The organism is Marinobacter sp. G11 (assembly GCF_021282325.1).
In the GTDB taxonomy this organism is placed as follows: Bacteria; Pseudomonadota; Gammaproteobacteria; order Pseudomonadales; family Oleiphilaceae; genus Marinobacter; species Marinobacter vinifirmus.
In genome coordinates this window covers 238,145-264,184 of sequence record NZ_JAJSPB010000001.1, presented here as the reverse complement: position 1 = coordinate 264,184, position 26,040 = coordinate 238,145, and the positions used below count along the sequence as shown (strand labels likewise).

Annotated in this window: 24 protein-coding genes; 18 read left to right on the top strand and 6 right to left on the bottom strand. The window is 61.0% G+C overall.

Annotated elements, in window-relative coordinates; translation table 11 throughout:
• Window positions 1-9: 9 nt before the first annotated feature.
• The 8 genes from ftsW to lpxC all read left to right on the top strand — a co-directional run bounded on the left by ftsW (window position 10) and on the right by lpxC (window position 9,175).
• Entirely contained in the window at window positions 10-1,197 is a 1,188-nt protein-coding gene (ftsW, locus tag LWH94_RS01225; RefSeq protein ID WP_227498301.1) for a putative lipid II flippase FtsW, read from the top strand.
• Window positions 1,190-2,275, top strand: a complete 1,086-nt coding sequence (murG, locus tag LWH94_RS01220; protein ID WP_232900887.1) for an undecaprenyldiphospho-muramoylpentapeptide beta-N-acetylglucosaminyltransferase — start codon at window positions 1,190-1,192, stop codon at window positions 2,273-2,275. The genes ftsW and murG overlap by 8 nt, the downstream gene beginning before the upstream one ends.
• The gene (gene murC, locus LWH94_RS01215) at window positions 2,268-3,713 is read left to right on the top strand and encodes a UDP-N-acetylmuramate--L-alanine ligase (protein WP_058340408.1); all 1,446 of its coding nucleotides are present in this window, start codon (window positions 2,268-2,270) and stop codon (window positions 3,711-3,713) included. Before murG ends, murC begins: the two co-directional genes overlap by 8 nt.
• Window positions 3,706-4,683: a D-alanine--D-alanine ligase gene (locus tag LWH94_RS01210; RefSeq protein WP_022988686.1), complete on the top strand. Its 978-nt coding sequence runs from the start codon at window positions 3,706-3,708 to the stop codon at window positions 4,681-4,683. The genes murC and LWH94_RS01210 overlap by 8 nt, the downstream gene beginning before the upstream one ends.
• The gene (locus LWH94_RS01205; protein ID WP_232900886.1) at window positions 4,676-5,515 is read left to right on the top strand and encodes a cell division protein FtsQ/DivIB; all 840 of its coding nucleotides are present in this window, start codon (window positions 4,676-4,678) and stop codon (window positions 5,513-5,515) included. Before LWH94_RS01210 ends, LWH94_RS01205 begins: the two co-directional genes overlap by 8 nt.
• A gap of 36 nt (window positions 5,516-5,551) precedes the next feature.
• On the top strand, window positions 5,552-6,787 hold the full coding sequence (ftsA, locus tag LWH94_RS01200; protein WP_022988688.1) for a cell division protein FtsA: 1,236 nt from the start codon (window positions 5,552-5,554) through the stop codon (window positions 6,785-6,787).
• Between the two features lie 100 nt (window positions 6,788-6,887).
• Window positions 6,888-8,045 (top strand): cell division protein FtsZ, encoded by a 1,158-nt coding sequence (gene ftsZ / locus LWH94_RS01195; RefSeq protein WP_022988689.1) that lies wholly within the window; start codon window positions 6,888-6,890, stop codon window positions 8,043-8,045.
• A gap of 215 nt (window positions 8,046-8,260) precedes the next feature.
• On the top strand, window positions 8,261-9,175 hold the full coding sequence (gene lpxC, locus LWH94_RS01190; RefSeq protein WP_022988690.1) for a UDP-3-O-acyl-N-acetylglucosamine deacetylase: 915 nt from the start codon (window positions 8,261-8,263) through the stop codon (window positions 9,173-9,175).
• Window positions 9,176-9,186: 11 nt separating this feature from the next.
• On the opposite strand, the gene LWH94_RS01185 is transcribed toward lpxC, so the two are convergent.
• A complete protein-coding gene (locus tag LWH94_RS01185; RefSeq protein ID WP_058340406.1) occupies window positions 9,187-9,642 on the bottom strand; it encodes a DUF721 domain-containing protein in 456 nt (151 codons plus the stop codon).
• A gap of 231 nt (window positions 9,643-9,873) precedes the next feature.
• Here LWH94_RS01185 and LWH94_RS01180 point away from each other — a divergent pair, with 231 nt between their 5' ends.
• The 6 genes from LWH94_RS01180 to ribA all read left to right on the top strand — a co-directional run bounded on the left by LWH94_RS01180 (window position 9,874) and on the right by ribA (window position 17,132).
• Window positions 9,874-10,812 (top strand): M23 family metallopeptidase, encoded by a 939-nt coding sequence (locus tag LWH94_RS01180; protein WP_442914955.1) that lies wholly within the window; start codon window positions 9,874-9,876, stop codon window positions 10,810-10,812.
• Window positions 10,813-10,901: 89 nt separating this feature from the next.
• Window positions 10,902-13,649, top strand: a complete 2,748-nt coding sequence (secA, locus tag LWH94_RS01175; protein WP_232900882.1) for a preprotein translocase subunit SecA — start codon at window positions 10,902-10,904, stop codon at window positions 13,647-13,649.
• A 103-nt stretch (window positions 13,650-13,752) separates the two neighbouring features.
• A complete protein-coding gene (gene argJ / locus LWH94_RS01170; RefSeq protein WP_232900880.1) occupies window positions 13,753-14,970 on the top strand; it encodes a bifunctional glutamate N-acetyltransferase/amino-acid acetyltransferase ArgJ in 1,218 nt (405 codons plus the stop codon).
• A 10-nt stretch (window positions 14,971-14,980) separates the two neighbouring features.
• Window positions 14,981-15,931: a Nudix family hydrolase gene (locus LWH94_RS01165; protein ID WP_022988695.1), complete on the top strand. Its 951-nt coding sequence runs from the start codon at window positions 14,981-14,983 to the stop codon at window positions 15,929-15,931.
• 48 nt (window positions 15,932-15,979) lie between these two features.
• Window positions 15,980-16,468, top strand: coding sequence for a cyclic pyranopterin monophosphate synthase MoaC (gene moaC, locus LWH94_RS01160; RefSeq protein ID WP_022988696.1), 489 nt, complete (start codon window positions 15,980-15,982; stop codon window positions 16,466-16,468).
• A gap of 52 nt (window positions 16,469-16,520) precedes the next feature.
• Window positions 16,521-17,132, top strand: a complete 612-nt coding sequence (gene ribA, locus LWH94_RS01155; protein WP_232900879.1) for a GTP cyclohydrolase II — start codon at window positions 16,521-16,523, stop codon at window positions 17,130-17,132.
• 42 nt (window positions 17,133-17,174) lie between these two features.
• Here the strand turns inward: ribA and dxs are convergent, their stop codons facing one another.
• The 4 genes from dxs to LWH94_RS01135 form a co-directional block, all read right to left on the bottom strand.
• A complete protein-coding gene (dxs, locus tag LWH94_RS01150; RefSeq protein WP_058340401.1) occupies window positions 17,175-19,106 on the bottom strand; it encodes a 1-deoxy-D-xylulose-5-phosphate synthase in 1,932 nt (643 codons plus the stop codon).
• A 120-nt stretch (window positions 19,107-19,226) separates the two neighbouring features.
• The gene (gene ispA / locus LWH94_RS01145) at window positions 19,227-20,123 is read right to left on the bottom strand and encodes a (2E,6E)-farnesyl diphosphate synthase (RefSeq protein ID WP_232900877.1); all 897 of its coding nucleotides are present in this window, start codon (window positions 20,121-20,123) and stop codon (window positions 19,227-19,229) included.
• Window positions 20,123-20,380: an exodeoxyribonuclease VII small subunit gene (locus LWH94_RS01140; protein ID WP_022988700.1), complete on the bottom strand. Its 258-nt coding sequence runs from the start codon at window positions 20,378-20,380 to the stop codon at window positions 20,123-20,125. The genes ispA and LWH94_RS01140 overlap by 1 nt, the downstream gene beginning before the upstream one ends.
• Window positions 20,381-20,437: 57 nt before the next feature.
• Window positions 20,438-21,211: an NRDE family protein gene (locus tag LWH94_RS01135; protein ID WP_232900876.1), complete on the bottom strand. Its 774-nt coding sequence runs from the start codon at window positions 21,209-21,211 to the stop codon at window positions 20,438-20,440.
• Between the two features lie 93 nt (window positions 21,212-21,304).
• On the opposite strand from LWH94_RS01135, the gene LWH94_RS01130 reads away from it, so the two are divergent.
• From LWH94_RS01130 to LWH94_RS01115, 4 genes are all read left to right on the top strand, one after another.
• The gene (locus tag LWH94_RS01130; RefSeq protein ID WP_022988702.1) at window positions 21,305-22,102 is read left to right on the top strand and encodes a sulfite exporter TauE/SafE family protein; all 798 of its coding nucleotides are present in this window, start codon (window positions 21,305-21,307) and stop codon (window positions 22,100-22,102) included.
• Window positions 22,103-22,112: 10 nt separating this feature from the next.
• Window positions 22,113-22,901, top strand: a complete 789-nt coding sequence (gene lgt / locus LWH94_RS01125) for a prolipoprotein diacylglyceryl transferase (protein WP_022988703.1) — start codon at window positions 22,113-22,115, stop codon at window positions 22,899-22,901.
• Window positions 22,898-23,737 carry a thymidylate synthase gene (locus LWH94_RS01120; protein ID WP_232900874.1) on the top strand — a complete coding sequence of 280 codons (840 nt, stop codon included), beginning with the start codon at window positions 22,898-22,900 and terminating at the stop codon, window positions 23,735-23,737. The genes lgt and LWH94_RS01120 overlap by 4 nt, the downstream gene beginning before the upstream one ends.
• 202 nt (window positions 23,738-23,939) lie before the next feature.
• A complete protein-coding gene (locus LWH94_RS01115) occupies window positions 23,940-24,455 on the top strand; it encodes a dihydrofolate reductase (RefSeq protein WP_232900872.1) in 516 nt (171 codons plus the stop codon).
• A 19-nt stretch (window positions 24,456-24,474) separates the two neighbouring features.
• On the opposite strand, the gene LWH94_RS01110 is transcribed toward LWH94_RS01115, so the two are convergent.
• Window positions 24,475-26,001, bottom strand: coding sequence for a DEAD/DEAH box helicase (locus tag LWH94_RS01110; RefSeq protein ID WP_022988706.1), 1,527 nt, complete (start codon window positions 25,999-26,001; stop codon window positions 24,475-24,477).
• Window positions 26,002-26,040: the final 39 nt, after the last annotated feature.

The following is a 26,040-nucleotide window of genomic DNA, read 5'->3' as shown; positions in this document are numbered from 1 at the left end:
CAGGCAGGTATGACCATACCGCAAACCAGGACCTGGGACGGCCAGTTGCAGCCGCTGCCGGTGTTGGTGGTGTCTGCGGTAGCCCTGCTGGTGGTGGGTGTGGTGATGATCTCCTCGGCCTCCATGGATATGGCCGAGGCCACCCTGGGCAATGGCTATCACTATGTGATCCGGCAGTTGCTGTATGCGGCCATGGGCTGCGTCGCCGCGCTGATTGCGGTGAATGTGCCAGTTAGCTGGTGGGAGCGCAGTGGCTGGCTGATGCTGGGTATTGGCCTGGCAGTGCTGGTGCTGGTGCTGACGCCACTGGGGCGGACTGTTAACGGTTCTACCCGCTGGATCCCGATGCTGGTGTTCAACGTGCAGGTATCGGAAGTGGCCAAGCTGTGCCTGATTGCCTACCTGGCAGGCTACGTGGTGCGCCGCCGGGAAGAGCTGCTGAATACCTGGCCGGGCTTTCTGAAGCCCCTGGTTGTGCTGGGTGTGGCTTCGGTGCTGCTGGTTATCCAGCCCGACTTTGGCGCCACGGTGGTTCTGGTGACCGCGGCGGCGGGCATGATTTTTCTCAGTGGTGTGCGGCTGACCCGCTTCGCACCGCTGATCGCCATCCTGGCGGTACTGGGTACGGTTCTGGTGGTTACCCAGCCGTACCGGCTGAAGCGGGTAGTGAGTTACCTGGACCCCTGGAAGGACCAGTTTGATTCCGGTTACCAGCTTACCCAGTCACTGATTGCCTTCGGGCGCGGTGAATGGTTCGGCGTTGGCCTGGGCAATTCGGTGCAGAAGCTGTTCTTCCTGCCGGAAGCCCACACTGACTTTATTTTCTCGATCATTGCCGAGGAGTTCGGGCTGGTCGGTGCATTGATTGTGCTGGGGCTGTTTACCGCCCTGGTGGTGAGCGGGTTTGTGATTGCCCGCCGGGCAGAAAAATCCGGCATGCCGTTCGGGGCCTGTTTCAGCTATGGCCTGACGCTGCTGATCGGTTTGCAGGCCGGCATCAACATGGCCGTTGCCACCGGCCTGCTGCCCACCAAGGGTCTGACCCTGCCGCTGGTGAGCTATGGCGGCTCCAGCCTGATGGTCACCTGCGTGGCGATCGGGGTGCTGGTACGGGTTGAAATGGAACGACTGGATCGGGTTCGTATGTCCGAACAGGAAAAGAAAAGCAAGGTACGGGGAGGGGCTGTGTATGACTGAACCTCGCCGTTTCCTGATGATGGCCGGTGGTACCGGCGGCCACGTATTCCCGGCCCTGGCAACGGCCCGGGCGCTGCAGGAGCGTGGCCATGAAGTTTACTGGCTCGGCGCCAGTGGCGGCATGGAAGAGCGGCTGGTGGGTAACACCGATATTCCGTTATCCACCATTCATATCTCCGGCCTGCGGGGCAAGGGCAAGCTGGCGCTGCTGCTGGCGCCGTTCCGCCTGATGCGGGCTCTGGGCGAGGCCTGGACACTGCTGCGCCGGATCAATCCGGATTGCGTGGTGGGTATGGGCGGCTTTGTGACCGGCCCTGGTGGAGTAGCCGCCTGGATGCAGCGCCGGCCGCTGGTGGTGCATGAGCAGAACGCGGTTGCCGGTATGACCAACCGCTGGCTGACCCGCTTTGCCGAAACCGTGCTGGAAGCTTTTCCCGGCAGTTTCGGCGACAAGGTCATTACCCGCTGCACCGGTAACCCGGTGCGCAAGGATGTCGCCGAGCTGCCGGAGCCGGCAGAGCGTTTTGCCGGCCGAACCGGGCCGGTACGCATCCTGGTAGTGGGCGGCAGCCTGGGCGCCCAGGTGTTCAACGAACAGTTGCCCAGGGCCCTGGCGCTGTTGCCGGAAGCCGACCGGCCGCAGGTGCGCCACCAGTGTGGCGAAAAGAATCTCGAAGCCGCGCAGCAGTCCTATGATGCTGCCGGCGTGAAGGCCAGCGTAGAGCCCTTTATTGCGGATATGGCAGAAGCCTACGCCTGGGCAGACCTGGTGGTGTGCCGGGCGGGTGCCCTGACGGTGTCGGAGCTGTGTGCTGCCGGGGTAGGCGCGATCCTGGTGCCGTTCCCCCACGCGGTGGACGACCATCAGACCCGCAACGGCCAGCACATGGTCAAGGCCGGTGCCGCCATTCTGGTGCCGCAGCCAAGGTTTACCCCCGAGGCACTGGCCGACACCCTGAAAGGGTTGTCCGGTGACCGGGAAAAAATTCTGGGAATGGCGCAGGCCGCGCGCTCGCTGGCCCGTCCCGATGCAACGGAGAGAGTCGTGAATTACTGTCTGGAGGCCGCCAATGGCTGATGCAAACAATCCGCCGCTGGTGTACCAGGTGCCAGAAATGCGCCGAATTCGCCATATCCACTTTGTCGGTATCGGCGGTGCCGGCATGAGCGGTATTGCCGAAGTATTGAAGAACCAGGGCTACGACGTGTCCGGTTCCGACATCAAGGAAAGCCCGGTAACAGACCGGCTTCGGGCCATGGGTGTGGAAGTGCAGATCGGCCACCGCGCCGAGAACAGCGCCAGGGCAGATGTGGTAGTGGTGTCCACCGCCGTGGGCAGTGATAACGCGGAAGTGGCAGCGGCCCGCAGCCGCCGGGTGCCGATTGTGCCCCGGGCGGAAATGCTGGCGGAAATCATGCGCTATCGCCACGGCATTGCGGTAGCCGGCACCCACGGTAAGACCACCACAACGAGCCTGATTGCCTCGGTGCTGGGTGAGGCGGGGCTGGACCCGACCTTCGTGATTGGCGGCAAGCTCAACAGCGCCGGCACCAATGCCCAGTTGGGTGGTTCCCGCTACCTGGTGGCGGAAGCCGACGAAAGCGATGCCTCGTTCCTGCATCTCACACCGGTTATTTCCGTGGTCACCAACATCGAAGCGGACCACATGGACACCTACGGTGGCGATGTCGAAAAGCTGAAGCAGACGTTCGTCGATTTCCTGCACAACCTGCCGTTTTACGGTGTGGCAGTGATGTGTGTAGACGACGACTATGTGCAGGAAATCATTCCCCGCATTTCCCGCGCCATCATCACCTACGGCATCGATAACCCCGACGCGGACTACCGCGCCGAGCAGATCACCTCGGACGGCCTGAAAACCCGCTTTGTGGTGCGCCGCCCCGGTGGCCGGCCAGACCTGGCCGTGGAACTGAAGATGCCGGGTCGCCACAACGTGCTGAACGCACTGGCGACCATCGCGGTGGCAACGGACGAAGGCGTGGACGACCAGGCGATCTGTCGCGGGCTGGCCGGCTTTGCCGGTGTCGGCCGCCGGTTCCAGGTTTACGGCGAGTATCAGATTCCGAAAGGTACTGTGACCCTGGTGGATGACTACGGCCATCACCCCACTGAAGTGGAAGCCGTCATCCGTGCCGCCCGGGATGCCTGGCCGGGCCGCCGTATTGTGATGCTGTATCAGCCGCACCGGTTTACCCGTACCCGGGACCTGTACGAAGACTTCGTACGGGTGCTGGCAGAAGTCGACGGCCTGCTGCTGATGGATGTGTATTCCGCCGGCGAACCCGCCATTCCGGGCGCTGACGGTCGGGCCCTGTGCCGGAGCATCCGTCAGCGGGGCAAGGTGGAACCGGTGTTTGTGGAAGACAACCGCGAGATTGAAAGTCTCCTGACCAACGTGTTGCAGGATGGCGACCTGCTGATTACCCAGGGGGCAGGAGACATTGGTGGAGTAGCGGCACGACTGGCCGCAGCAGGAGTAACAGCAAGTGAGTGATCTGACGCATACCGACGCACAGCCGTATCAGGCATCGCCCGGGCTGGTGAAAGCCCTGGGCCGGGTGGCGGTATTCATGGGCGGCGATTCGGCCGAGCGGGAAGTGTCGCTGAAGAGCGGCCAGGCCGTGCTGTCGGCCCTGCAATCTGCTGGTGTGGATGCCGTGGGTATGGATATCCGGGGCTGCCTGCTGGGTACCGTCGAGAATCCGGAGTTTGACCGGGTGTTTATTGCCCTGCACGGTCGTGGTGGTGAAGACGGCACCCTGCAGGCGATTCTGGGCCAGGCGGGTATTCCCTACACCGGCAGCGAAGTGCTGGCATCGTCACTGGCCATGGACAAACTGCGCACCAAGTATGTGTTCGAAGGCTGCGGCCTGCCGACACCGGCATTTCGGGCCATGAAATCGGTGGATGAAGCCGAAGCTATTGTGGCAGCTCTGGGCACACCCCTGAGCGTCAAGCCGGCCCACGAGGGCTCCAGCATTGGTATCCGCAAGGTGCGAAGCGCCAGCGAGCTGGCAGAAGCCTATGAAGCGGCTGCCGCCATGGACGACCTGGTGCTGGTGGAAAAATGGATCGAAGGGCCGGAGTTCACCGTCAGCCTGTTGCAGGACCGGGCCCTGCCGGCCATCGGTCTGAGCACCGACCACGATTTCTATGATTACGACGCCAAGTACCTGGCTGATGACACCCGCTACCGCATTCCCTGCGGACTGGCGCCGGATGATGAACTGCGGCTGCAGCACCTGGCCCTGGAAGCCTTCCGGGTACTGGGCTGTCGCACCTGGGGCCGGGTAGACATCATGCAGGATGCCGATGGTGAGTTCTGGCTGCTGGAAGTAAACACCGTGCCGGGCATGACCGACCACAGCCTGGTGCCGATGGCGGCAAGGGCTGCGGGCATCAGCTTTGAAGAACTGGTGGTGCGCATTCTGAAGGACACCGTGCAGGAGGCTGCGAATGCTTGAAACACTGCAGATCCGGAGCCGGGCGGTACCGCCCGAGCAGCCCCGGCGCCGGGGGGCAACCTCCGTGGGCCCGGAGCGGGACCGGTATGGAGTGTTGAAAGCCATTCTGGCGACTGTGCCCTGGATGCAGGTAGGGCTGGGAGCCCTGGTGGTTCTGCTGGCGGCCATGGTGCCCTGGGGCACCGATCGCCTGCTGACGGCCATGGATCAGCAGATCCTGGCGGTGGATGTACGCGGCAACTTTGTCGGTGAAAACCCGGTGGACGTAGAGCGGGCAGCCAGTGCCTGGGTCGGCAAGAGCTATTTTGCCACCGACCTGGCCGACATCAAGGCGGAGCTGGAGCGCCGGCCCTGGGTCGAGTCTGCTGCCGTCAGGCGGGTATGGCCCGGTCGCCTGGAAATCGACATCCGGGAGAAAAAGCCACTGGCCTACTGGACAGATGGCCGCCTGGTCAGCCGTGCCGGGGAACTGTTTGCCCCGGCCAATCCGGAAGTGGCGGGCAAGCTGCCCCGGCTGGCAGGGCCTGACGAGCGGGTACGAGACGTCATCGACATGGCGCGCACCATGAGCGAGCAATTACTGGGATACGGGCTGGGCTTTGCCGGCCTGACCCTTGAACAAAGGGGGGCCTGGACCCTTACCCTGGCCAACGGCATCGAAGTGGTGCTGGGCCGGGACCAGGTGGAACAGCGCTTCGAGCGTTTTATAACAGTTTACGAGAACCGGCTGGCTTCAAGAGTCAGCGAAGTCAGCCGGGTTGATGCCCGTTACTCGAACGGAGTCGCGGTGCAGTGGAAAGCGGATGTGGCACAGGCCACTCCGAAATCCTGATAACGATTATTACGAACCTGGGGTTTGGTGAAACACATGTCATCGGTTGAAACGGAAAACATGATTGTCGGCCTGGATATCGGAACCTCCAAGGTGGTTGCGATTGTCGGCAAGCGCAAGATGGATGGAACGATCGAAGTAGTGGGGATCGGTTCCCACCCGTCCCGCGGCCTCAAGCGTGGTGTGGTGGTGAATATCGAAACCACTGTTCAGGCTATCCAGCGCGCCGTGGAAGAAGCGGAGCTGATGGCGGGGTGCCGGATTCACTCGGTGTATGCCGGCATTGCCGGCAGCCATATCAAGAGCCTGAATTCCCACGGCATCGTGGCCATCCGGGACCGGGAAGTGACCCAGGCGGATATCGACCGGGTGATCGATGCTGCCCAGGCCGTGGCCATTCCGGCGGATCAGAAAATCCTGCATATCCTGCCGCAGGAATTTGTGATCGATAACCAGGAAGGCATCAAGGAGCCCATGGGCATGTCTGGCGTGCGCCTCGAAGCCAAGGTGCACCTGGTGACCTGCGCGGTGAATGCCGCCCAGAACATTGAAAAGTGCGTGGAGCGCTGCGGCCTGGAGGTGGACGACATCATCCTGGAACAGCTGGCCTCGAGCCACGCCATTCTCACCGAAGACGAGAAAGAGCTGGGTGTATGCGTGGTGGATGTCGGTGGCGGTACCACCGATATCGCGGTGTTTACCGGCGGCGCCATTCGCCATACCGCGGTGATTCCCATCGCCGGCGACCAGGTGACCAACGACATCGCCATGGCACTGCGCACGCCCACCCAGAACGCAGAAGAGATCAAGATCAAATATGCCTGTGCGCTGACCCAGCTCGCAGGCGCCGACGAAACCATCAAGGTGCCCAGCGTGGGCGATCGCGCACCCCGCGATCTGTCCCGCCAGGCCCTGGCAGAAGTGGTGGAGCCCCGTTACGAGGAGCTGTTCACCCTGGTTCAGTCGGAGCTGCGCCGGTCCGGGTTTGAAGACCTGATTCCGGCCGGCATCGTGATTACCGGCGGTTCTTCCACCATGGAAGGGGTGGTGGAACTGGCCGAAGAAATCTTCCACATGCCGGTCAGGCTTGCCTGTCCGCAGAAAGTCTCCGGCATGACGGAAGTGGTCAACAACCCGATCTACGCCACGGGCGTGGGGTTGCTGATCCATGGCTTCCGGCAAATGGATCTTGGCCGGGCGCCGGCGCTCAAGGGTGAGGATGCACCCTCACTGGTTGAGCGGATGAAAGCCTGGTTTACCGGTCATTTCTGACGGTAGGCCGGGGGTAAGGCACGAAGGTTTCTCGAAAAGCAAAAAACGATCGAAATAGCCGGCCGGGACAGGTCGGAAACCGCACGAAGGAGTAGGGGATATGTTTGAACTCGTTGATAATGTTCAGCAAAACGCAGTAATCAAGGTTGTCGGTGTTGGTGGTGGTGGCGGTAACGCTGTTCGCCACATGCTTAACAGCGACATTGAAGGTGTGGAATTTATCTGCGCCAACACAGACGCCCAGGCCCTGAAAAACCTGGACGCCCGCCAGATCATCCAGCTCGGTGGCAACATCACCAAGGGCCTGGGTGCCGGCGCCAACCCGGAAGTCGGTCGCCAGTCTGCGCTGGAAGACCGTGACCGTATTGCCGAGGCCCTGAGCGGCTCAGACATGGTGTTCATCACCGCAGGTATGGGCGGTGGTACCGGTACCGGTGCTGCGCCGATCGTGGCAGAGGTTGCCCGTGAGCTGGGTATCCTGACCGTTGCCGTGGTCACCAAGCCGTTCCAGTTCGAAGGCGGCAAGCGCATGAGCGTGGCTGAATCCGGCCTGAAGGAACTGGAAGAGAGCGTTGACTCCCTGATTACCATTCCGAACGAAAAACTGCTGGCGGTCATGGGCAAGAAAACCAGCCTGCTGGACGCCTTTGCCTCCGCCAACGACGTACTGCTTGGCGCTGTGCAGGGTATTGCCGACCTGATTACCCGTAACGGTATGATCAACGTCGACTTTGCCGACGTGAAAACCGTAATGTCCGAAATGGGCATGGCGATGATGGGTACCGGCCGCGCCACCGGCGAGAACCGAGCCCGTGAAGCAGCAGAAGCGGCCGTACGCAGCCCGCTGCTGGAAGATATCAACCTGCAGGGCGCCAAGGGCATCCTGGTTAATATCACTGCCGGTATGGACCTCAACCTGGGTGAGTTCTCCGAGGTGGGCGATATCGTTCGCGAATTCGCGTCTGACTCCGCCACCGTGGTGGTGGGCACCGTGATCGATCCGGAAATGACCGAAGAACTGAAGGTTACTGTGGTTGCGACCGGTCTGGGCGGTGAGCGCGAGAAGCCGACCAAGGTGGTGGATAACACCCGTACCCTGGATGGCAAGACCGACTACAACCAGCTGGACCGCCCGGCGGTGTTGCGTCGTCGCGCGGTAACCCAGGGCAATGTGGCACTGGACCAGAGCAAAGAAAGCGAAGAGCAGGGCGTGGACTATCTCGATATTCCCGCATTCCTTCGCCGGCAGGCTGATTGATAATCTGTCTCAAATATGACGGAGGTCCGGTTTCTGATGTTTCTCCAGGGAACCGAAAGCCTTAGTCAAACGTGAGCTGATTGACCATAGCCGATGACTATTGCAAAAGTTAAGTAAAGTCATGCTGGTTAAATGGTGCTCAGTCTTGAATTCTGATATTCTGCGGGCAGTTTTTTGCTCAGAATATCGAACTTTTGTGACGGAATAATGAACCGATGATCAGACAACGGACACTCAAAAACACCATCCGCGCGACTGGTGTAGGCCTGCACTCGGGGGAAAAGGTTTACCTGACGCTGAAGCCGGCACCTGTCGATGCAGGAATCATCTTCCGCCGTACTGACCTGGACCCGATGGTCGAGATCCGTGCCTGTGCGGAGAATGTGGGTGAGACCATGCTGTCCACGACGCTGGTAAAAGACGGTGTCCGTGTGGCGACGGTTGAGCATTTGCTCTCGGCCATGGCTGGTCTCGGAATCGACAACTGCTATGTCGAACTCAGTGCGGCAGAAGTGCCGATCATGGACGGTTCCGCCGGCCCGTTTGTATTCCTGCTGCAGTCTGCAGGGATCGCCGAGCAGGAAGCCGCCAAGCGCTTCATCCGTATCAAGCGTGAAGTCACCGTGGAAGAAGACGGCAAGAAAGCAACCTTCCTGCCGTTCGAAGGCTTCAAGGTCAGCTTTGGTATCGACTTCGACCATCCGGTGTTCAAGGGGCGCGCCCAGACCGCAACGGTAGACTTCTCTTCCACGTCGTTCGTGAAAGAAGTATCCCGTGCCCGTACTTTCGGCTTTATGCGGGATATCGAGAAGCTGCGGGCCATGAACCTGGCCCTCGGTGGTAGCGTCGACAACGCCATCGTGGTTGACGACTACAAGATCCTGAACGAAGACGGTCTGCGCTACGACGACGAGTTCGTCAAGCACAAGGTACTGGATGCCATCGGCGACCTTTACCTGTTGGGCAACAGCCTGATTGGTGAGTTCCGTGGCATCAAATCAGGTCACGACCTGAACAACAAGCTGCTGCGCAAGCTCAGGGCTGAAGAAGATGCATGGGAAGTGGTGACCTTCGATGACGAAGCCACTGCACCTATCTCTTATATGAAGCCTGTGCTGGCGGTGGGTTAAGGCCGGACGCCTTAATCCCGCACGTGGCTGGCGAGTTTTTCGAGAACCTCGCGCAAAGCTTTATCCTTCGTGTGCCCGGCTTCCTCTTTGAGGAGCCGGGCATTTTCTTGGCTCAAAGGTATTTTTTCGACTTTCTTGCGCGCCCGATACCTGAGCGGGCTGACCTTGATGCGCACCTTCCAGACAAAACGGAACAGTTCGTTCTCCCGTAATGCTTCCATAATTTCGTGCTGGCGGAAGCGCAATCGCGTGGCCTTGCTGGCGTTATCTGTAGCCAGAACCAGTTCGCCATCCTGGCAGCTGACAAATCGGGTGCCTGTCCGAAGTTCTGCGGGTATGGCTTCGAGCACCTGTTGTTCCGCCTGTAAATGCAGTTCCGCCCGGGCCATCAGCTCCTTCAGCGTGGAGGCGGGGGCCGGGCCGCTGTTTGTGCGGAAGATCATTTTTTGATCGGATTTTTCATTCATTGACAGTTTTTGTCTCGACGAGCCCGTTTACGATTGGTTACACTTCGGCACGATTTTTTGATGGTGCCAGCATTGCTCCCGTTTTACATTGTTGCGCGAGAGTGTGTCCAGCTGGCACTGTGTCTATTCAATACGTAGTTGTTGCAAGGATAGCAGACCCACTCGAAAATTTTCCGGGTCGCAGCACTACAGGGAACAGGTTGCGACTCTTCGATGACACCGAATGACGATATGAATGTAATTTTCGTTGGCAAACGCCATGGTCAGTCAAAGGCTGTCGCGTTGAATGGCGGTGTTCTGGCCGGGCTGATTTTCCTTGTGCTGGCGCTTATCCTGGCGGCCGGGTGGGCGGGCTATCAGGTAGCCGTTACCAAGGCGGCCGCTGAACAACCGACCGAATCCGAGTTGGTGGCTGAATGGCGTTCAAAGCTGGAGCAGCAGAAGGCCCAGCTTGCCCGTGTTCGGGAAGATGTACAACAGCAGGTAGACGCCTTGACCCTTCGCCTGGGTCAGATCCAGGGCCGTATGCTGCGCCTGGATGCCCTCGGTCAGCGCTTTATGGAATCGGGCCTGGTGGCCAGTGACGAATTCAATTTCGACCAGCCGCCGGCAGTGGGTGGCCCGGAAGAACTGGGCCTTGCCGGTGATTCCTACAGTGCCCCGGAGCTGACCGAAATGATTTTCCAGCTGGAGCGTCAGCTGGAAGACCGCGAGAAACAACTGCGCCTGCTGGATAAGGTGTCGTCCCGGCAAAAGCTGCAAGATGAACGCTATGTGCAGGGCCGGCCGATCACCTGGGGCTGGCTGTCTTCCAAGTACGGTTACCGTTCCGATCCGTTTACCGGCAAGCGCACCTGGCACGGTGGCGTGGACCTGGCCGGCAAGGACGGCAGCGACATTATTGCGGTGGCCAGTGGTGTGGTCACCTGGGCCGGCGAGCGTTACGGCTATGGCAACCTGGTAGAAGTGGACCACGGCGATGGCCTGGTTACCCGCTACGCCCACGCCAAAACCGTCAAGGTCAAGATCGGCGATGTGGTCCAGAAAGGCCAGGTGGTTGCACTGATGGGCAGCACCGGTCGCTCTACCGGACCGCACGTACATTTCGAAGTTATCCGTAACGGAAAGACCGAAGATCCTGTCAAATATATCCAGCGGGCAAGCCGCTGATATCATTCCCGTGAACCCTGCCTTTTGTCCTGTCGCCAAATAAGGTTAGAATGCCGGCTTCCTCCGTTTAACTGAAGAAGCAGTGGTCTATGTTCTCAAAGCTTGCAACCAAGATGTTCGGCAGTAAAAACGCCAGAGAGATCAAGCGCATGCGCAAGGCGGTTTTGCGCATCAACGACCTTGAAGAACAATTTGGCGGTTTGTCGGATACAGAGCTGCAAGGCAAGACGGCGGAGTTCCGCCGGCGCCTTGAAGAAGGCGAAGCGCTGGATGCGCTGCTTCCCGAAGCCTTTGCCACCGTACGTGAAGCCAGCCGCCGGGTAATGGGCATGCGCCATTACGACGTGCAGCTGATCGGTGGTATGACCCTGCACGAAGGCCGCATCGCCGAGATGAAAACCGGTGAGGGTAAAACCCTGGTGGCTACCGCGTCGGTATACCTCAACGCATTGCCGGGCAAGGGCGTTCACGTTGTGACCGTGAACGATTACCTGGCCAGCCGTGATGCCGAGTGGATGGGCAAATTGTACCGGTTCCTTGGGCTCACCATCGGCGTAGTGGTTGCCGGCCAGCCGCCGGAAGAAAAGCGCGCGGCCTACCAGGCCGATATTACCTACGGTACCAACAACGAGTTCGGCTTCGATTACCTGCGCGACAACATGGCCTTCAGTATTGAAGACAAGGTCCAGCGCGGGCTGAACTATGCCATCGTGGATGAGGTGGATTCCATCCTGATCGACGAAGCCCGTACCCCGCTGATTATTTCCGGTGCGGCAGAAGATTCCTCCAAGCTGTACCAGGCGGTTAACGACCTGGTACCGAGCCTGGAAAAAGGTGAGGTAGACGAAGCCGGCGAAGCCAGCGGCGACTTCACCATCGATGAAAAATCCCGTCAGGTGGAGCTGACCGAGAGCGGTCACGAGAAAGTGGAAGAGCTGCTGCTGGGCCGTGGCCTGCTGCAGGAAGGTGAAAGCCTGTATTCCGCGGCCAACCTCAGCCTGCTGCACCACGTCCACTCAGCCCTGCGGGCCCATCACCTGTTCCAGAAAGATGTGGACTACATCGTTCAGGGTGGCCAGGTGGTGATTGTTGACGAGCACACCGGCCGGACCATGCCGGGCCGTCGCTGGAGTGAAGGCCTGCACCAGGCCATCGAGGCGAAAGAGGGCCTGAAGATCCAGGCCGAGAGCCAGACCCTGGCCTCCACCACCTTCCAGAACTATTTCCGTTTGTACGAGAAGCTTGCGGGCATGACCGGTACCGCCGATACCGAAGCCTTCGAGTTCCGCCAGATCTACGGCCTGGACGTGGTGGTGATTCCGCCCAACAAGCCGATCCAGCGGATCGACTACAACGACCTGGTGTACCTGACCCAGGAAGAGAAATTCCACGCCATTATCGATGAGATCAAGGATGTAACCTCCGAAGGTCGCCCGGTACTGGTGGGTACGGCCTCCATCGAGGCGTCTGAATTGCTGTCCATGCTGTTGAAAAAGGCCCGGATCGACCACAAGATCCTGAACGCCAAGCAGCACGAATCCGAAGCCCAGATCATTGCCCAGGCGGGCCGGCCCGGTGCAGTGACCATCGCCACCAACATGGCGGGCCGTGGTACCGATATTGTGCTGGGTGGTAACTGGGAGCACGAAGTGGCCGGCCTGGACAACCCTTCCGAGGAAGAAGTTGCCCGCATCAAGGCCGAGTGGACCGAGCGTCACACCCAGGTGCTGGACGCCGGTGGTCTGCACATTGTCGGTACCGAACGCCACGAATCCCGCCGTATCGACAACCAGTTGCGGGGCCGTGCCGGCCGCCAGGGCGATCCGGGTTCTTCCCGCTTCTTCCTGTCACTGGAAGATAACCTGATGCGGATCTTTGCTCCGGAGCGGGTGAAGAACCTGATGCAGGCCATGGGCATGAAGAAGGGCGAGGCCATCGAACACCGCATGGTCTCCAACGCCATCGAGAAATCGCAGCGCAAGGTGGAAGGTCGCAACTTCGACATGCGTAAAACCCTGCTGGAATACGATGACGTGGCCAACGACCAGCGTACGGTGATCTATGATCAGCGTAACGAGGTGATGGCCTCCAACGATATTTCCGAGATGGTCGACACCATCCGGGCCGATGTGGTGGATGCCCTGATCAGCGAGTTCATTCCGCCCCAGAGCATGCCGGAGCAGTGGGATGTGGCCGGCCTGGAAGCTCAGCTGCAGTCCGAGATGGCCGTGGACCTTCCGGTTCAGAAGTGGCTGGAAGAAGACAACAAGCTGTACGAGGAGAACCTTCGCCAGAAGATCCTCGACGCGATTGTGGCCGAATACCGCTCCAAGGAAGAAGTCGCCGGCGCCGAAGCCATGCGCAAGTTCGAAAAACAGGTGTTCCTGCAGGTGCTCGACACCCTGTGGAAAGAACACTTGTCGAACATGGATCATCTGCGCCGCGGTATTCACCTGCGTGGCTACGCCCAGAAGAACCCGAAGCAGGAATACAAGCGTGAGGCTTTCAACCTGTTCGAGACCATGCTTGATACCATGAAGCGTGATGTTGCCCGGGTGCTGAGCCACGTTCGGGTGCAGAGCCGCGAGGAAATGGAAGAGATCGAGCGCCGCCGCAAGGAAGAGCTGGAGCGAGAAATGGCCCGAGCAAAGCTCCGCCATGACGAAACCAGTGCCGCCCGGGCAGCGGAAGGTGAAGGTGACGGCGAAGACGGCCAGCAAGGCCAGCAGACCACGCCGGATACCTTTGTGCGCCAGGAGCGAAAAGTGGGCCGAAACGAGCCCTGCCCCTGCGGATCTGGCAAGAAATACAAACAGTGCTGCGGCAAGGTCAGCTAACCGACCAGCCCGGCACCGAAGCACCAGAACCCGCAAACCGCCAGAGTGCTGGCAGCTTGCGGGTTTTGTCGTTTATTGATCAGGATTATTCAAGGAGACAGGCATGGCGGTAGGTGCAGGAACCTTACCCGAGTTTTTCCCGGTGGCCGGGGTGAAGATTGGCATTGCCAGCGCCGGCATCAAAAAGCCCGGCCGCAAAGACGTTGTGGTGTTCGAGCTGGCACCCGGTGCCCGGGTGGCTGGTATTTTTACCACTAACCAGTTTTGCGCCGCGCCGGTAGTGCTGAGCCGGCGCCACCTGGAGCAGGGTGCTCCCCGTTACCTGCTGATCAACACCGGCAACGCCAATGCCGGTACCGGCGCCCGTGGTATGGCCGATGCAGAACGTTGCTGCGCCGAGCTGGCCGGGCAGGCTGGTGTCCAGACGGCTGACGTTCTGCCGTTCTCGACCGGCGTCATCGGTGAGCCGCTGCCGGTGGACAAGATTGTTGCTGCGCTGCCCGAAGCCCTTTCGGGCATCCGTGAAGATCGCTGGGCGGAAGCTGCCAGTGGCATTATGACCACGGATACCCGGCCCAAGGGTGCCAGCTGCCAGGTGGACCTGGATGGCCACACGGTAACCGTCTCCGGCATCAGCAAGGGTGCCGGCATGATTCGCCCCAACATGGCGACCATGCTGGGCTTTATCGCTACCGACGCCAATATTGCACCGGACGTGCTTCAGGGCCTGGCCTCCGAGCTGGGCGAGAAGTCCTTCAACCGGATTACCATCGACAGTGACACCTCCACCAACGATGCCTGCATGCTGATGGCCACCGGCCAGTACTCCGGCCCGGAAATTACCGCAGACAGCCCGTTGCTGCCCAGGCTGAGGGAAGTCCTGCAGCAGGTCTACCTGGACCTGGCCCATGCCATTGTTCGTGACGGCGAAGGCGCCACCAAGTTTGTCACCATTGACGTAACCGGCGCCGGTAACCAGCAGGAAGCCCTGGGCGTAGCCTATACCGTGGCCCATTCGCCGCTGGTAAAGACCGCCCTGTTTGCGTCAGACCCGAACTGGGGCCGGATCCTGGCAGCCGTGGGCCGGGCCGGTGTACCGAATCTCGACCTGGAAGCGCTGGAAATCTATCTGGGCGATGTCTGCCTGGTGCGCAATGGCGGCAGGGCGGATGATTATTCCGAAGCCCGCGGCCAGGCAGTAATGGACCAGGAAGAAATTACCATCGCCATTGACCTGAAGCGGGGCGATGTCCACGAAACCGTGTGGACCTGCGACTTCTCCCACGATTATGTGACCATCAATGCCGAATACCGCACCTGAGCCCGCGGCCATGGCAGTAAAGAAACTGATCCATGTGGCGGTAGCGGTAATCGTGCGTGATGGTCGGATACTGATCGCCCGGCGGCCGGAGCACGTACATCAGGGAGGATTGCTGGAATTTCCCGGCGGCAAGGTAGAGCCGGGAGAAACCGTACAGCAGGCCCTGGTGCGTGAAATCGCCGAAGAAACCGGGCTTCGGGTGCCGGCTGAAACGCTGGAGCCGGTGATTGGTATTCGCCATGACTACGGCGACAAGCAAGTGTTCCTGGATGTCTGGCAGACCGCATCGGCGGAAGGCGAAGCCGAGGGCAGGGAAGGTCAGCCGGTGTTCTGGCTGACCCCGGAAGAGCTGCGGGATGAAGACTTTCCTGCGGCGAACCGGCCGATCATCCGGGCCCTGAGACTGCCCCGGACTTTGCACATTACCGGTTCCCTGGCTGGGCCAGGTGAGGCTGAAGGCCGGCTCGACCAGGCCCTGCAGCGGGTTACCGGTGGCCTGGTAGTGTTACGGGCGCCGGGGCTGGCTCCGGAGCAGTACCGGCAACTGGCCTCGATGGCGCTGGCGCGCTGCTCCGGCTCATCGGTCGGGGTAATGCTCCATGGCGGACCAGCCCTGCTTTCGGAATTTACGGAGGCCGACGGCCTGCATTTGCCCTGGCGTGAAGCTGAAAGGCTTTCAGGGCGTCCTGCAGCGGGTAATGCCTGGCTGGGTGTGTCTTGCCATAGCGCGGAGCAACTGCGCCATGCGGAGCGCCTGGGAGCGGATTACGCGGTGCTGGGGCCGGTGTTGCCCACGGCCAGCCACCCGGGAGAACCAACCCTGGGCTGGGAGGGCTTTGAGCAACTGGTCGCTGCAGCCAGGCTGCCGGTCTACGCACTGGGCGGTATGCAGCCCGGCCACATAGCAAAGGCCAGGGCCCTTGGCGGCCAGGGGATTGCCGGGATCGGTTTCTGGTGGTAACCGGGCCTTGCTGAAATAACCCATTGAATGACTGAGGCGGAAACAATCGTGAGCAAGCTGACTCATCTTGATGATAAGGGCGAAGCCCGGATGGTCGATGTAACCGACAAGGCCGTAACCGAGCGCGAAGCCCGGGCCGAGGCGACCATCCGTATGCAACCGGAAACCCTGCGTATGATCGTGGATGGCGAGCATCCGAAGGGTGACGTACTGGCCACTGCACGAATTGCCGGCATTATGGCGGCCAAGAGGACCCACGACCTGATTCCCCTTTGTCATGCGCTGAACCTTACCTCGGTGAAGGTGGAGCTGACCCCGGGGGAAGATGGCGCCTCGGTCCATATCCTGACCCGATGCAAGCTATCCGGCCAGACCGGTGTCGAGATGGAAGCACTGACGGCTGCCAGCATCGCGGCCCTCACCCTTTACGATATGTGCAAGGCGGTGGACAAGGGGATGGTGGTTGATAACGTCCGTTTGCTTGAGAAAAAAGGTGGTCGTTCCGGTCACTGGGTTGCCGGCACTACGCCCGCCTAGTACCACCGTGATAGAATGCCCGCCCCATTTGTCAGAACCACGAGGAATTACAGTGGCTGTTCGTTACATTGAGACCTGCCGTTTGCCCACCCCGTTCGGTGTTTTCGACATGCACGGCTTTGAAGAGCCGGATACCGGCAAGGAGCATGTAGCGCTGACGTTGGGTGATATCAGCTCAGACGAGCCACTGCTGGCCCGTACCCACTCGGAGTGTCTGACCGGTGATGCCCTGTACAGCATGCGCTGTGATTGTGGCTACCAGCTGGAAGAAGCGCTGCGCAGTATTGCCCGGGAAGGCCGTGGCATTCTGCTGTATCTGCGCCAGGAAGGCCGGGGTATCGGCCTGCTGAACAAGATCCGGGCCTACCGGTTGCAGGATGAGGGCGCAGATACGGTCGAGGCGAACGAGCGGCTGGGCTTCGGGGCAGACCTGAGGGATTACAGCATGTGCAAAGACATGCTGGAGCACCTGGGCATTACCAGCCTGAGGCTGATGACCAATAATCCGCGGAAAGTGAAGGCGCTGGAATCTTACGGCATCCGGATTGCCGAGCGGGTGCCTTTGCATGTGGGCCGTAACCCCCATAACGAGCATTACCTGAATACCAAGCAAAGCAAGCTGGGCCACTGGCTTGAGACCCACCAGGACGACGACCCGGCCTGAATAATTGATTGCTGCGGGCAACCCGGGTTGCCCGCGTACCGGTTACCTGGTGGCGGTCAGCCCCGGGTAACCCAGTTGCTCCAGGCGCCGGGCGATGGCCTCGCGAATGCCTGCGGCATTCAGCCCGCACTCTTCCAGCAGTTCCTCGTGCTTGCCGTGCTCCACGAACCGATCAGGTAGACCCAGCTGCAGCACCGGCATGGTAACCAGGCTGGCGTTCAGAAATTCGGTCACCGCACTGCCGGCACCACCCGCTACCACGTTCTCTTCCAGGGTCACCAGCAGGTCATGCTGTTCGGCCAGTTCCAGCACCAGGGCTTCGTCCAGCGGTTTCACAAAGCGCATGTCGGCCACGGTGGCATCCAGGGCTTCGGCCGCTTCCAGTGCCGGTGTCAGCAGGGTGCCGAAATTGAGAATGGCCACCCGGCTGCCGTCCCGAACCCGACGGCCCTTGCCGATGGGCAGTGCCTGCAGCTGTTGCTGGATGTCGGCGCCCGGGCCGGTGCCCCGGGGATAACGCACCGCCGCCGGGCCCTGGAATTCCAGGCCGGTGTGCAGCAGCTGGCGGGTTTCGTTTTCATCCGACGGCGTCATGATCACCATGTTCGGGATGCAACGCAGGTAGCTGATATCGAAGGCGCCGGCGTGGGTGGGGCCGTCTTCGCCCACCAGGCCTGCCCGGTCGATGGCAAACAGCACATCCAGGTTCTGGATGGCCACATCGTGCACCAGCTGATCGTAGCCCCGTTGCAGGAAGGTGGAGTAGATGGCCACCACCGGCTTGGCGCCGTCACAGGCCATACCGGCCGCCAGGGTTACGGCGTGCTGTTCGGCAATGGCAACATCGAAATAGCGCTCCGGGAAGCGTTCGGAGAAGGCCAGCAGGTCTGACCCTTCACACATGGCCGGGGTAATGCCGACAACCCGCTCGTCCTGTTCTGCCGCATCACACAGCCACTGGCCGAAGACGTTGGCGTACTTGGGTTTGGGCGAGGCGGGTTTTACCGGCTCCGGTTTGCTGGCCGGCACCGGTTCGATCTTGTTGATGGCGTGGTAGCCGATCGGATCGGCCTCGGCCGGGGCGAAGCCCTTGCCCTTAGTGGTCACCACGTGCAGGAACTGCGGGCCTTCCAGCTCGCGGATATTTTCCAGCGTTTCCACCAGCAGGGGTAGATCATGGCCGTCGATGGGGCCGATGTAGTTGAAGCCCAGCTCTTCAAACAGGGTGCCGGGTGCGATCATGCCCTTGAAGTGCTCTTCGGTCTTCTTGGCCAGCGCCATCAGGTGTGGCGTGCCTTTCAGGACCTTCTTGCTGCTGTCGCGAACCTGGTTGTAGGTACGGCTGGCCAGCAGCTTGGCAAAGTAGTTGGACAGGCCGCCCACGTTGCGGGAGATGGACATGTCGTTGTCGTTCAGGATTACCAGCATGTCGGCATGCAGGTGGCCTGCGTGGTTCAGGGCCTCGAAGGCCATGCCTGCGGTCATGGCGCCATCGCCGATCACGGCAATGCTCTTGCGCCCGGTGTTTTGCATGCGGGCGGCAATGGCCATGCCCAGGGCGGCACTGATAGACGTGCTGGAGTGGCCCACGCCAAAGGTGTCGTATTCACTTTCGGCCCGTTTCGGGAAGCCGGCCAGGCCATCCTTGCGGCGGATGCTGCCCATCTGCTCGCGGCGGCCGGTCAGGATCTTGTGGGGGTAGGCCTGGTGGCCCACATCCCATACCAGCCGGTCTTCAGGCGTGTTGAAGACAAAATGCAGAGCCAGGGTCAGTTCCAGAACTCCCAGGCCGGCACCGAAATGCCCACCGGTCTGGCCCACCGACCAGAGCAGGAATGCTCGCAGCTCCCGGGCCAGTTGGGGCAGATCTTCCGGCGGAAGTTCACGCAGCTGGGCCGGAACTTCAATCCGGTCCAGTAGCGGAGTGTTGGGCCGCTGTGACGGGATTTCCCTGAAAATATATGTGTCCTGCATCAGCTCGGGTCTTTGTCGGAAAGATGAATTCTCTGGCGGGCATTATAAGGGAACAGGACAGGCTGTTTCATACTTCCCGGGCCAGTTGTTACAAAAAGGTATGTTGCGGCGATAATCCGGTCAGTGGTTCCGGCTGACCACATAGTCTGCCATGGCCCGCAACGGAGCGGCTTCTTCGCCAAACCCGTCCAGCGCCTGCTTGGATTGCTGCAGCAACGCCCCGAGCCGCTCCCGGGCACCGTCCAGCCCCAGCAGGGCCGGGTAGGTGGGCTTGGCCTTGGCGGCGTCAGAGCCCTGGCGCTTGCCGATGATTTCAGTGTCGCCCTCGATGTCCAGCAGGTCGTCCTGCACCTGGAATGCCAGACCAAGGGCGCTGGCGTAATCCGACAAGGCACTCAGTTGCTGCTCGCTGACTCCCGGAGCGGTCAGGGCGCCCAGCCGCACGCTGGCTTCAATCAACGCGCCGGTCTTGTGCCGGTGCATGGTTTCCAGCTGTTCGATGTTCAGCGCAAGGCCGACCGATTCCAGGTCAATGGCCTGGCCGCCCACCATGCCCTGATGGCCGCTGGCCCGGGCCAGCTCGGCAATCATGCGAACCCGCTGGGTATCGGACAGTTGCGGTGCTTCAGCGAGCAGCGTGAACGCCAGGGTCTGCAGCGCATCGCCGGCCAGGATCGCGGTAGCTTCGTCGAAAGCAATATGGGCTGTAGGCCGGCCCCGGCGCAGGTCGTCGTCATCCATAGCGGGCAGGTCGTCGTGCACCAGCGAATAGGCGTGGATCAGTTCCAGTGAGCAGGCCGGTGCCACGGCGGCATCTTCCAGGCTGCCCACTGCCCTGGCGGCGGCCAGGCACAGCGCCGGGCGAATCCGTTTGCCGCCTCCCAGCACGCTGTAGCGCATGGCTTCCTGCAGGCGGTCTGACACCGAGGCCTGCTGGATGCCCTGGGCGAGTTCGTGGTCAATACGGGTGCGGCAGTGTTCCAGGTAGGCGAGTGCCGGGGAAGTGCTGTCGGTCATCAGTTGCTGTCATCCGCGGAAAAGGGCCGGGTTTCCAGCGAGCCATCGCTGTTCTGGACGAGTTGTTCCACCCGTTGCTCGGCGGATTTCAGGGCGCTCTGGCATTCCCGGGTGAGTTTGACGCCCCGCTCGAAAGCGGCCAGGGACTGCTCCAGCGACAGCTCGCCTTGCTCCAGGTCGCGAACCAGCTTTTCCAGTTCGTCCAGGGATTTTTCAAAGTCGGCAATGGATGTGCTGTTGTTGCTCTCGCCGGCCATGGGGCCCTCCGGGTCCGGTGTGTCAGAAATTGGGCGGATTATATCAGAGTCCCCGGGCTACCGCTGCCAGCTGAACTGACGTCGCTCAAGGGCGGCGCCGAACGGCCCCCAGGATTGTTCGGTTACGTGGATTTCGCCTTCCCGGGAGACCGTCACCACCGTGGTGGCCCGGGTGCCATAGTGCTCACCGGTGACGAAGGGCGCCGACAGAAATCGCTCGGTTTCGATGCCCACGCCGGTATCCGGCAGTTCGTGGTCCGGGGCCGGGCTGTTGTCCTGCAGCAGGGGAATCAGTTGCTGATGGAGTGCGCCGGCATCGCCGCCGGCCTGCTCGACACAGTGGCCCACGGCGGTGCGAAGGCGCAGCAGCTTCGGCCAGGGCGTCTGCAACAGGTGATTGCTCAGGCCGTACATGCCCCGAAATACCTGCCGGCCGGGATGGGCGTCCCGGTTACTGTAATACCAGCCGCCGGAGCCGGCCAGCGACACCAGGTTAAACCCGGCGTAGCGGCCGGGTTCGGAATTCAGCCGGTGTTGCAATTCCTCCCGTGGCCGGGCCAGTGCCAGCAGTGGCAGCTCACCCCGGCTGTGGCGACCGCTTTCGGTACTGCCTTCGCGCACGTTGGTAACCGCAGCCACCTGGCCGTCCGGAGAAATAGCCAGCCAGGTACCGCCGGATTCCAGGTCCCTGCCTGCCAGCACTTTTTGCCCGAGGGAATCCTGCCACCAGTCCATGCCGGCAGTCGGGCGCCGGAAAAATTCATCCCGGTTGGCCGCCACCACCAGCGGGAAGCGGGGATTCTGGCCAACGGCGAAGGCAATCAGGCACATGGTTCAGGCGTTTCCTTTGGTTCGGGAGGCTGCAGATGCAGTCAACTATGCGTATCATACCAGCCTGAAATCCTACCGGGACCCTTGAGACTCATGACCCTGTTCGGCGTATTTATTCTGTACCTGCTGCTCGGCGCCCTGGCCGGCACCATGGCGGGCCTGTTCGGCATTGGTGGCGGCCTGGTGATCGTACCTGTGCTGATCTTCAGCTTCGGATTTGTGGGTGTCAGCCCTGAAATCGCTGCGCACCTGGCCATCGGCACATCCCTGGCCACTATTGTGTTCACCTCGATCAGCTCCATCCGAACCCACCACCAGCACCAGGCGGTGCGCTGGGAACTGTTCCGGCCCCTGACTGTGGGTATTGTCGGCGGTGCAGTGGTCGGGGCCTGGACGGCGTCTTTACTGAGCGGGCCGGCCCTGGAAACCATTATCGGTGCCTTCGCTATCCTGGTGGCCCTGAAAATGATCCTGGAAGTGAACCCCAAACCGGGCCGGGATGTGCCGGGAACAACCGGCCTTGGCGTAGCCGGCGGCTTTATCGGCTGGGCCTCCGCCATTTTCGGGATTGGCGGCGGCACCATATCAGTGCCTTACCTGACCTGGTGTAACGTGAAAATGCAACAGGCGGTGGGAACCTCCGCCGCCCTTGGCCTGCCTATCGCCCTGGCCGGAGCCACTGCCAACATCTGGACCGGCTGGGGACACCCGGGTTTGCCGGAAATGAGTCTTGGCTTCATATATTTGCCAGCCCTGATCGGTATTGTGGTTACCAGCGTGTTCTTTGCCCGCATCGGCGCAAAGCTGGCGCACAAACTCGACGGCCGCCTGCTGAAGCGAATCTTCGCCATCGTCCTGATCATCGTCGGCCTCCGATTCCTGCTGAGCTGAGAGACATTCCATGCTGCAACACCCGCAATTTGACCCGGTGGCCATCGCCATCGGCCCACTGAAAATTCACTGGTATGGCCTGACCTACCTGCTCGGCTTCGCCGCCGGCTGGTGGCTGGGCCGCCTGCGCACCCGCAAGCCCTGGTCGCCCCTGCACGAAGAACAGGTGGGCGACATGCTGTTCTACCTGGCGTTGGGGGTCATCCTCGGTGGCCGCTTCGGATACGTGGTGTTCTACAACTTCGACACCTTCCTGGCAGACCCGCTGTGGCTGCTCAGAGTGTGGGAAGGCGGCATGTCGTTCCACGGCGGATTGCTGGGCGTGATGCTGGCCATGTGGTGGTTTGGCCGCAAAACCGGGGCCGGCTTCTGGAAAATTGCGGACTTCGTGGCACCCCTGGTGCCGGTGGGGCTGGGTGCCGGGCGCATCGGCAACTTCATCAACGGCGAACTCTGGGGCAAGCCCACCGACGTGTCCTGGGGCATGGTCTTCCCCCAGGCACCGGACAGCCTGGCGCGACACCCGTCCCAGCTCTACCAGTTCGCCCTGGAAGGCGTGGTGCTGTTCGCGTTGCTGTGGTGGTTCTCCTCCAAACCCCGCCCGAAAATGGCCGTCTCCGGCCTGTTCCTGGTGGGCTACGGCAGCTTCCGCTTCCTGACCGAATTCGTGCGCCAACCAGACCCGCAACTGGGCTACCTGGCCTTTGACTGGCTCACCATGGGGCAGGTGCTCTCCACCCCCATGATCGCCGCCGGCGCCGCCCTGATGATCCTTGCTTACCGGAGAAACGCCCAATGAAAGCCTACCTCGACCTGATGCAAGACGTAGTCGACAACGGATTCGACAAAGGCGACCGCACCGGCGTAGGTACCCGCTCGGTATTCGGCCGACAAATCCGCTTCAACCTGCAGGACGGCTTCCCGCTTGTCACCACCAAAAAAGTGCACCTGCGCAGCATCATCTACGAATTACTGTGGTTCCTGAAAGGCTCCACCGACAACACCTGGCTGGCGGAACGCAAAGTCAGCATCTGGAACGAATGGGCCCTCGAAAACGGCGACCTGGGCCCCATCTACGGTAAACAATGGCGCAGCTGGCAATGCCACGACGGCCGCGTCATCGACCAGATCAGCGAAGTCATCGACCAGATCCGCACCAAACCCAACTCCCGGCGCCTGATCGTCTCCGCCTGGAACCCGGCAGAATTGCCGGACGAGTCCGTTAGCCCTCAGGACAACGTGCGTGAAGGCCGCATGGCACTGGCGCCTTGCCACTGCCTGTTCCAGTTCTACGTAGCCGACGGCAAACTCTCCTGCCAGCTATACCAGCGCAGCGCCGACCTGTTCCTCGGTGTTCCGTTCAACATCGCCTCTTACGCGCTGCTGACGCATATGATCGCCCAGCAGTGCGATCTGGAAGTGGGGGAGTTTGTTCATACGTTTGGCGACTGTCATCTGTATCAGAACCACCTGACGGACGACATTGTTTTCGAGCAGCTGAAGCGCGAGCCACGGCCGCTGCCGAAACTGGTCATCAAGCGCAGGCCGGAATCCATCTTCGATTACGAACTAGAGGATTTCGAATTCGACGGCTATGACCCATACCCGGGTATAAAAGCGCCGATAGCTATCTGATCCTGAGTCTGGGATCGTGGCCCGGTTGGTTCGGGGGAGGCAGGGCAGCGGGTGGGGCTTTCCGAAAAACGCTGTGAATACGTCCGTGTACGCTTGGCTCCGCCATCCATGGCTACGCACATTTTCGGAAAGCCCCACCCGCTACCCTGCATTCGAACAATGGTGATCGAAGACCCGGAACGCCCACACAAGAGGTCAAGTTATGAGAAAGGCACTGATAGTCGCTATGGCCAGAAATCGGGTCATCGGGAGGAACAACCAGCTCCCCTGGTATCTGCCGGGGGATTTGAAGTACTTTAAGCAGGCCACCATGGGCAAGCCCATCATCATGGGGCGGAAAACCTGGGATTCCATTGGCCGGCCGTTGCCCGGGCGCATGAATGTGGTGATATCAAGGAACGCAGACTGGCAGGCACCCGCAGGCACCGTTGCTGCGTCATCACTGGAAGCGGCACTGGTTAAAGCAGAAGCGCAGGCTGAGCTGGAAGGCGGTGAAGAAGTAATGATCATTGGCGGCGGTCAGATCTACGCTGAAGCCCTGCCAATGGTCGACCGTATGTACATCACCCAGGTACACGCCGAGGTAGACGGAGATGCGTATTTTCCGGAAGTGAACTGGGATGAGTGGGAAGAAATCGGACGCGAAGACTTCTCCGCGTCAGACAACAATCCTTACGACTACAGCTTCGTAGTCTACCAGCGTAGCCGGTCAAGCTGACCGGCTAGCTGATCAGGCCTCAGCGCGGGGCGCGCTTGGGGCCCTTGGCTGCAGGCTTGCCGCCCTTGCCGGCGGGCTTGCCAGCTTTCGGGCCGCTCTTGCGGAAGCCCGGCTTGCCATCCTTACTGAACTTCTTGCCCGGGGCACCCTTACGGAAACCGCCTTTGCCCGGAGGCGGGCCTTTGCGATCACGGCGGGGTGCGGCAGAAATCTCCGGCAGGGCTTCCGGCTGCTCCAGTGGCAGGGAATCCGGCTGGGAGGCTTCCAGCAGGCAGGCCAGGGCGCCGGCTACGGCCGCCATGTCCATGTCGTTACGCTCGGCAATCTCGTCCAGCAGGGCGATAGCCTTGCCAGAACGGGGATCGTTGGTGAAGCCCAGCAGCTGCTCTTCAAACTGTTCTACCCGCATTTTCTGCAGGGCAGCCGGTGACGGCAGCTGGTACGGTTCCATCGGAGAGTTGGTGGCCCGCTCCAGAGTACGCAGCCAGCTGCGCTCACGCGGAGTGACCAGCAGGATAGCCTTGCCGGTACGGCCGGCACGACCGGTACGACCAACACGGTGAATATACGCTTCAGTGTCGTAGGGCACATCGTAGTTGATGACGTGGGTAATCCGGGGCACGTCCAGGCCGCGAGCTGCTACATCGGTGGCAATGATAATGTCTTTCTTGCCACGCTTGAGATCTTCAACGGTCTGCTCGCGCTGGCGCTGGTTCAGGTCACCGCTCAGGGGTGCCACAGCGTGGCCACGGGCTGACAGCTTTTCAGCCAGCAGGGTGGTTTCGGCCTTGGTGCGCACAAAGATAATGGAGGCATCGAACGGCTCCACTTCCAGAATGCGGGTCAGGGCATCCAGCTTGCGCTCGGCGTACACCGGCAGAACGAACTGGGAGATACGCTCAACCGTGCGGGTCTCGCTCTCGATTTTTACTTCAGTCGCGTTTTTCAGGTAGGTCTGCGCAACTTTCTTGATCTGCGGCGGCATGGTGGCCGAGAACAGGGCGCGCTGACAGGTATCCGGGGTTTTCGACAGAATCGCTTCTACGTCGTCGATAAAGCCCATGCGCAGCATTTCGTCGGCTTCATCCAGCACCAGTGCCTTCAGGCTGCCCAGTTTCAGCGTGCCTTTGCGCAGGTGGTCGAGCATACGGCCCGGGGTGCCCACAATAACCTGGGCGCCACGCTTGAGGCCGCGAATCTGCGGAGCAAAGTCCTGGCCGCCGTAAATGGGCAGTACATGGAAGTTGCGGAACTTGCTGGCGTAGGTCGTGAAGGCCTCTGCCACCTGGATGGCCAGCTCTCGTGTCGGAGCCAGTACCAGGATCTGGGGTTCAGCGATGTTGGCGTCGATGCGGCTCAGCAGCGGCAGGGCAAAGGCTGCGGTCTTGCCGGTACCGGTCTGGGCAACGCCCAACAGGTGGTTACCGGCCAGGAGGGCAGGGATGGATTGCGCCTGGATGGGCGACGGAGTTTCATAGCCAACAGCGGAAACGGCTTCCAGTACAGCTGGATCCAGCCCCAGTTCGGCAAAAGACAATTCTGACATGAATGTACTCGGTATTCGGAGGGTATTGCACCGCAGGGC

Excerpts from the sequence above, each read along its gene's own strand:
- ftsW (WP_227498301.1), top strand. The coding sequence starts at position 10 with ATGACCATACCGCAAACCAGGACCTGGGACGGCCAGTTGCAGCCGCTG.
- ftsA (WP_022988688.1), top strand. The coding sequence starts at position 5,552 with ATGTCATCGGTTGAAACGGAAAACATGATTGTCGGCCTGGATATCGGA.
- murG (WP_232900887.1), top strand. The coding sequence starts at position 1,190 with ATGACTGAACCTCGCCGTTTCCTGATGATGGCCGGTGGTACCGGCGGC.
- LWH94_RS01180 (WP_442914955.1), top strand. The coding sequence starts at position 9,874 with ATGAATGTAATTTTCGTTGGCAAACGCCATGGTCAGTCAAAGGCTGTC.
- LWH94_RS01120 (WP_232900874.1), top strand. The coding sequence starts at position 22,898 with ATGAAAGCCTACCTCGACCTGATGCAAGACGTAGTCGACAACGGATTC.
- lpxC (WP_022988690.1), top strand. The coding sequence starts at position 8,261 with ATGATCAGACAACGGACACTCAAAAACACCATCCGCGCGACTGGTGTA.
- LWH94_RS01135 (WP_232900876.1), bottom strand. The coding sequence starts at position 21,211 with ATGTGCCTGATTGCCTTCGCCGTTGGCCAGAATCCCCGCTTCCCGCTG.
- LWH94_RS01165 (WP_022988695.1), top strand. The coding sequence starts at position 14,981 with ATGGCAGTAAAGAAACTGATCCATGTGGCGGTAGCGGTAATCGTGCGT.
- lgt (WP_022988703.1), top strand. The coding sequence starts at position 22,113 with ATGCTGCAACACCCGCAATTTGACCCGGTGGCCATCGCCATCGGCCCA.
- LWH94_RS01130 (WP_022988702.1), top strand. The coding sequence starts at position 21,305 with ATGACCCTGTTCGGCGTATTTATTCTGTACCTGCTGCTCGGCGCCCTG.
- murC (WP_058340408.1), top strand. The coding sequence starts at position 2,268 with ATGGCTGATGCAAACAATCCGCCGCTGGTGTACCAGGTGCCAGAAATG.
- LWH94_RS01185 (WP_058340406.1), bottom strand. The coding sequence starts at position 9,642 with ATGAATGAAAAATCCGATCAAAAAATGATCTTCCGCACAAACAGCGGC.
- LWH94_RS01110 (WP_022988706.1), bottom strand. The coding sequence starts at position 26,001 with ATGTCAGAATTGTCTTTTGCCGAACTGGGGCTGGATCCAGCTGTACTG.
- dxs (WP_058340401.1), bottom strand. The coding sequence starts at position 19,106 with ATGCAGGACACATATATTTTCAGGGAAATCCCGTCACAGCGGCCCAAC.
- LWH94_RS01205 (WP_232900886.1), top strand. The coding sequence starts at position 4,676 with ATGCTTGAAACACTGCAGATCCGGAGCCGGGCGGTACCGCCCGAGCAG.
- LWH94_RS01140 (WP_022988700.1), bottom strand. The coding sequence starts at position 20,380 with ATGGCCGGCGAGAGCAACAACAGCACATCCATTGCCGACTTTGAAAAA.
- LWH94_RS01115 (WP_232900872.1), top strand. The coding sequence starts at position 23,940 with ATGAGAAAGGCACTGATAGTCGCTATGGCCAGAAATCGGGTCATCGGG.
- argJ (WP_232900880.1), top strand. The coding sequence starts at position 13,753 with ATGGCGGTAGGTGCAGGAACCTTACCCGAGTTTTTCCCGGTGGCCGGG.
- ftsZ (WP_022988689.1), top strand. The coding sequence starts at position 6,888 with ATGTTTGAACTCGTTGATAATGTTCAGCAAAACGCAGTAATCAAGGTT.
- ispA (WP_232900877.1), bottom strand. The coding sequence starts at position 20,123 with ATGACCGACAGCACTTCCCCGGCACTCGCCTACCTGGAACACTGCCGC.
- secA (WP_232900882.1), top strand. The coding sequence starts at position 10,902 with ATGTTCTCAAAGCTTGCAACCAAGATGTTCGGCAGTAAAAACGCCAGA.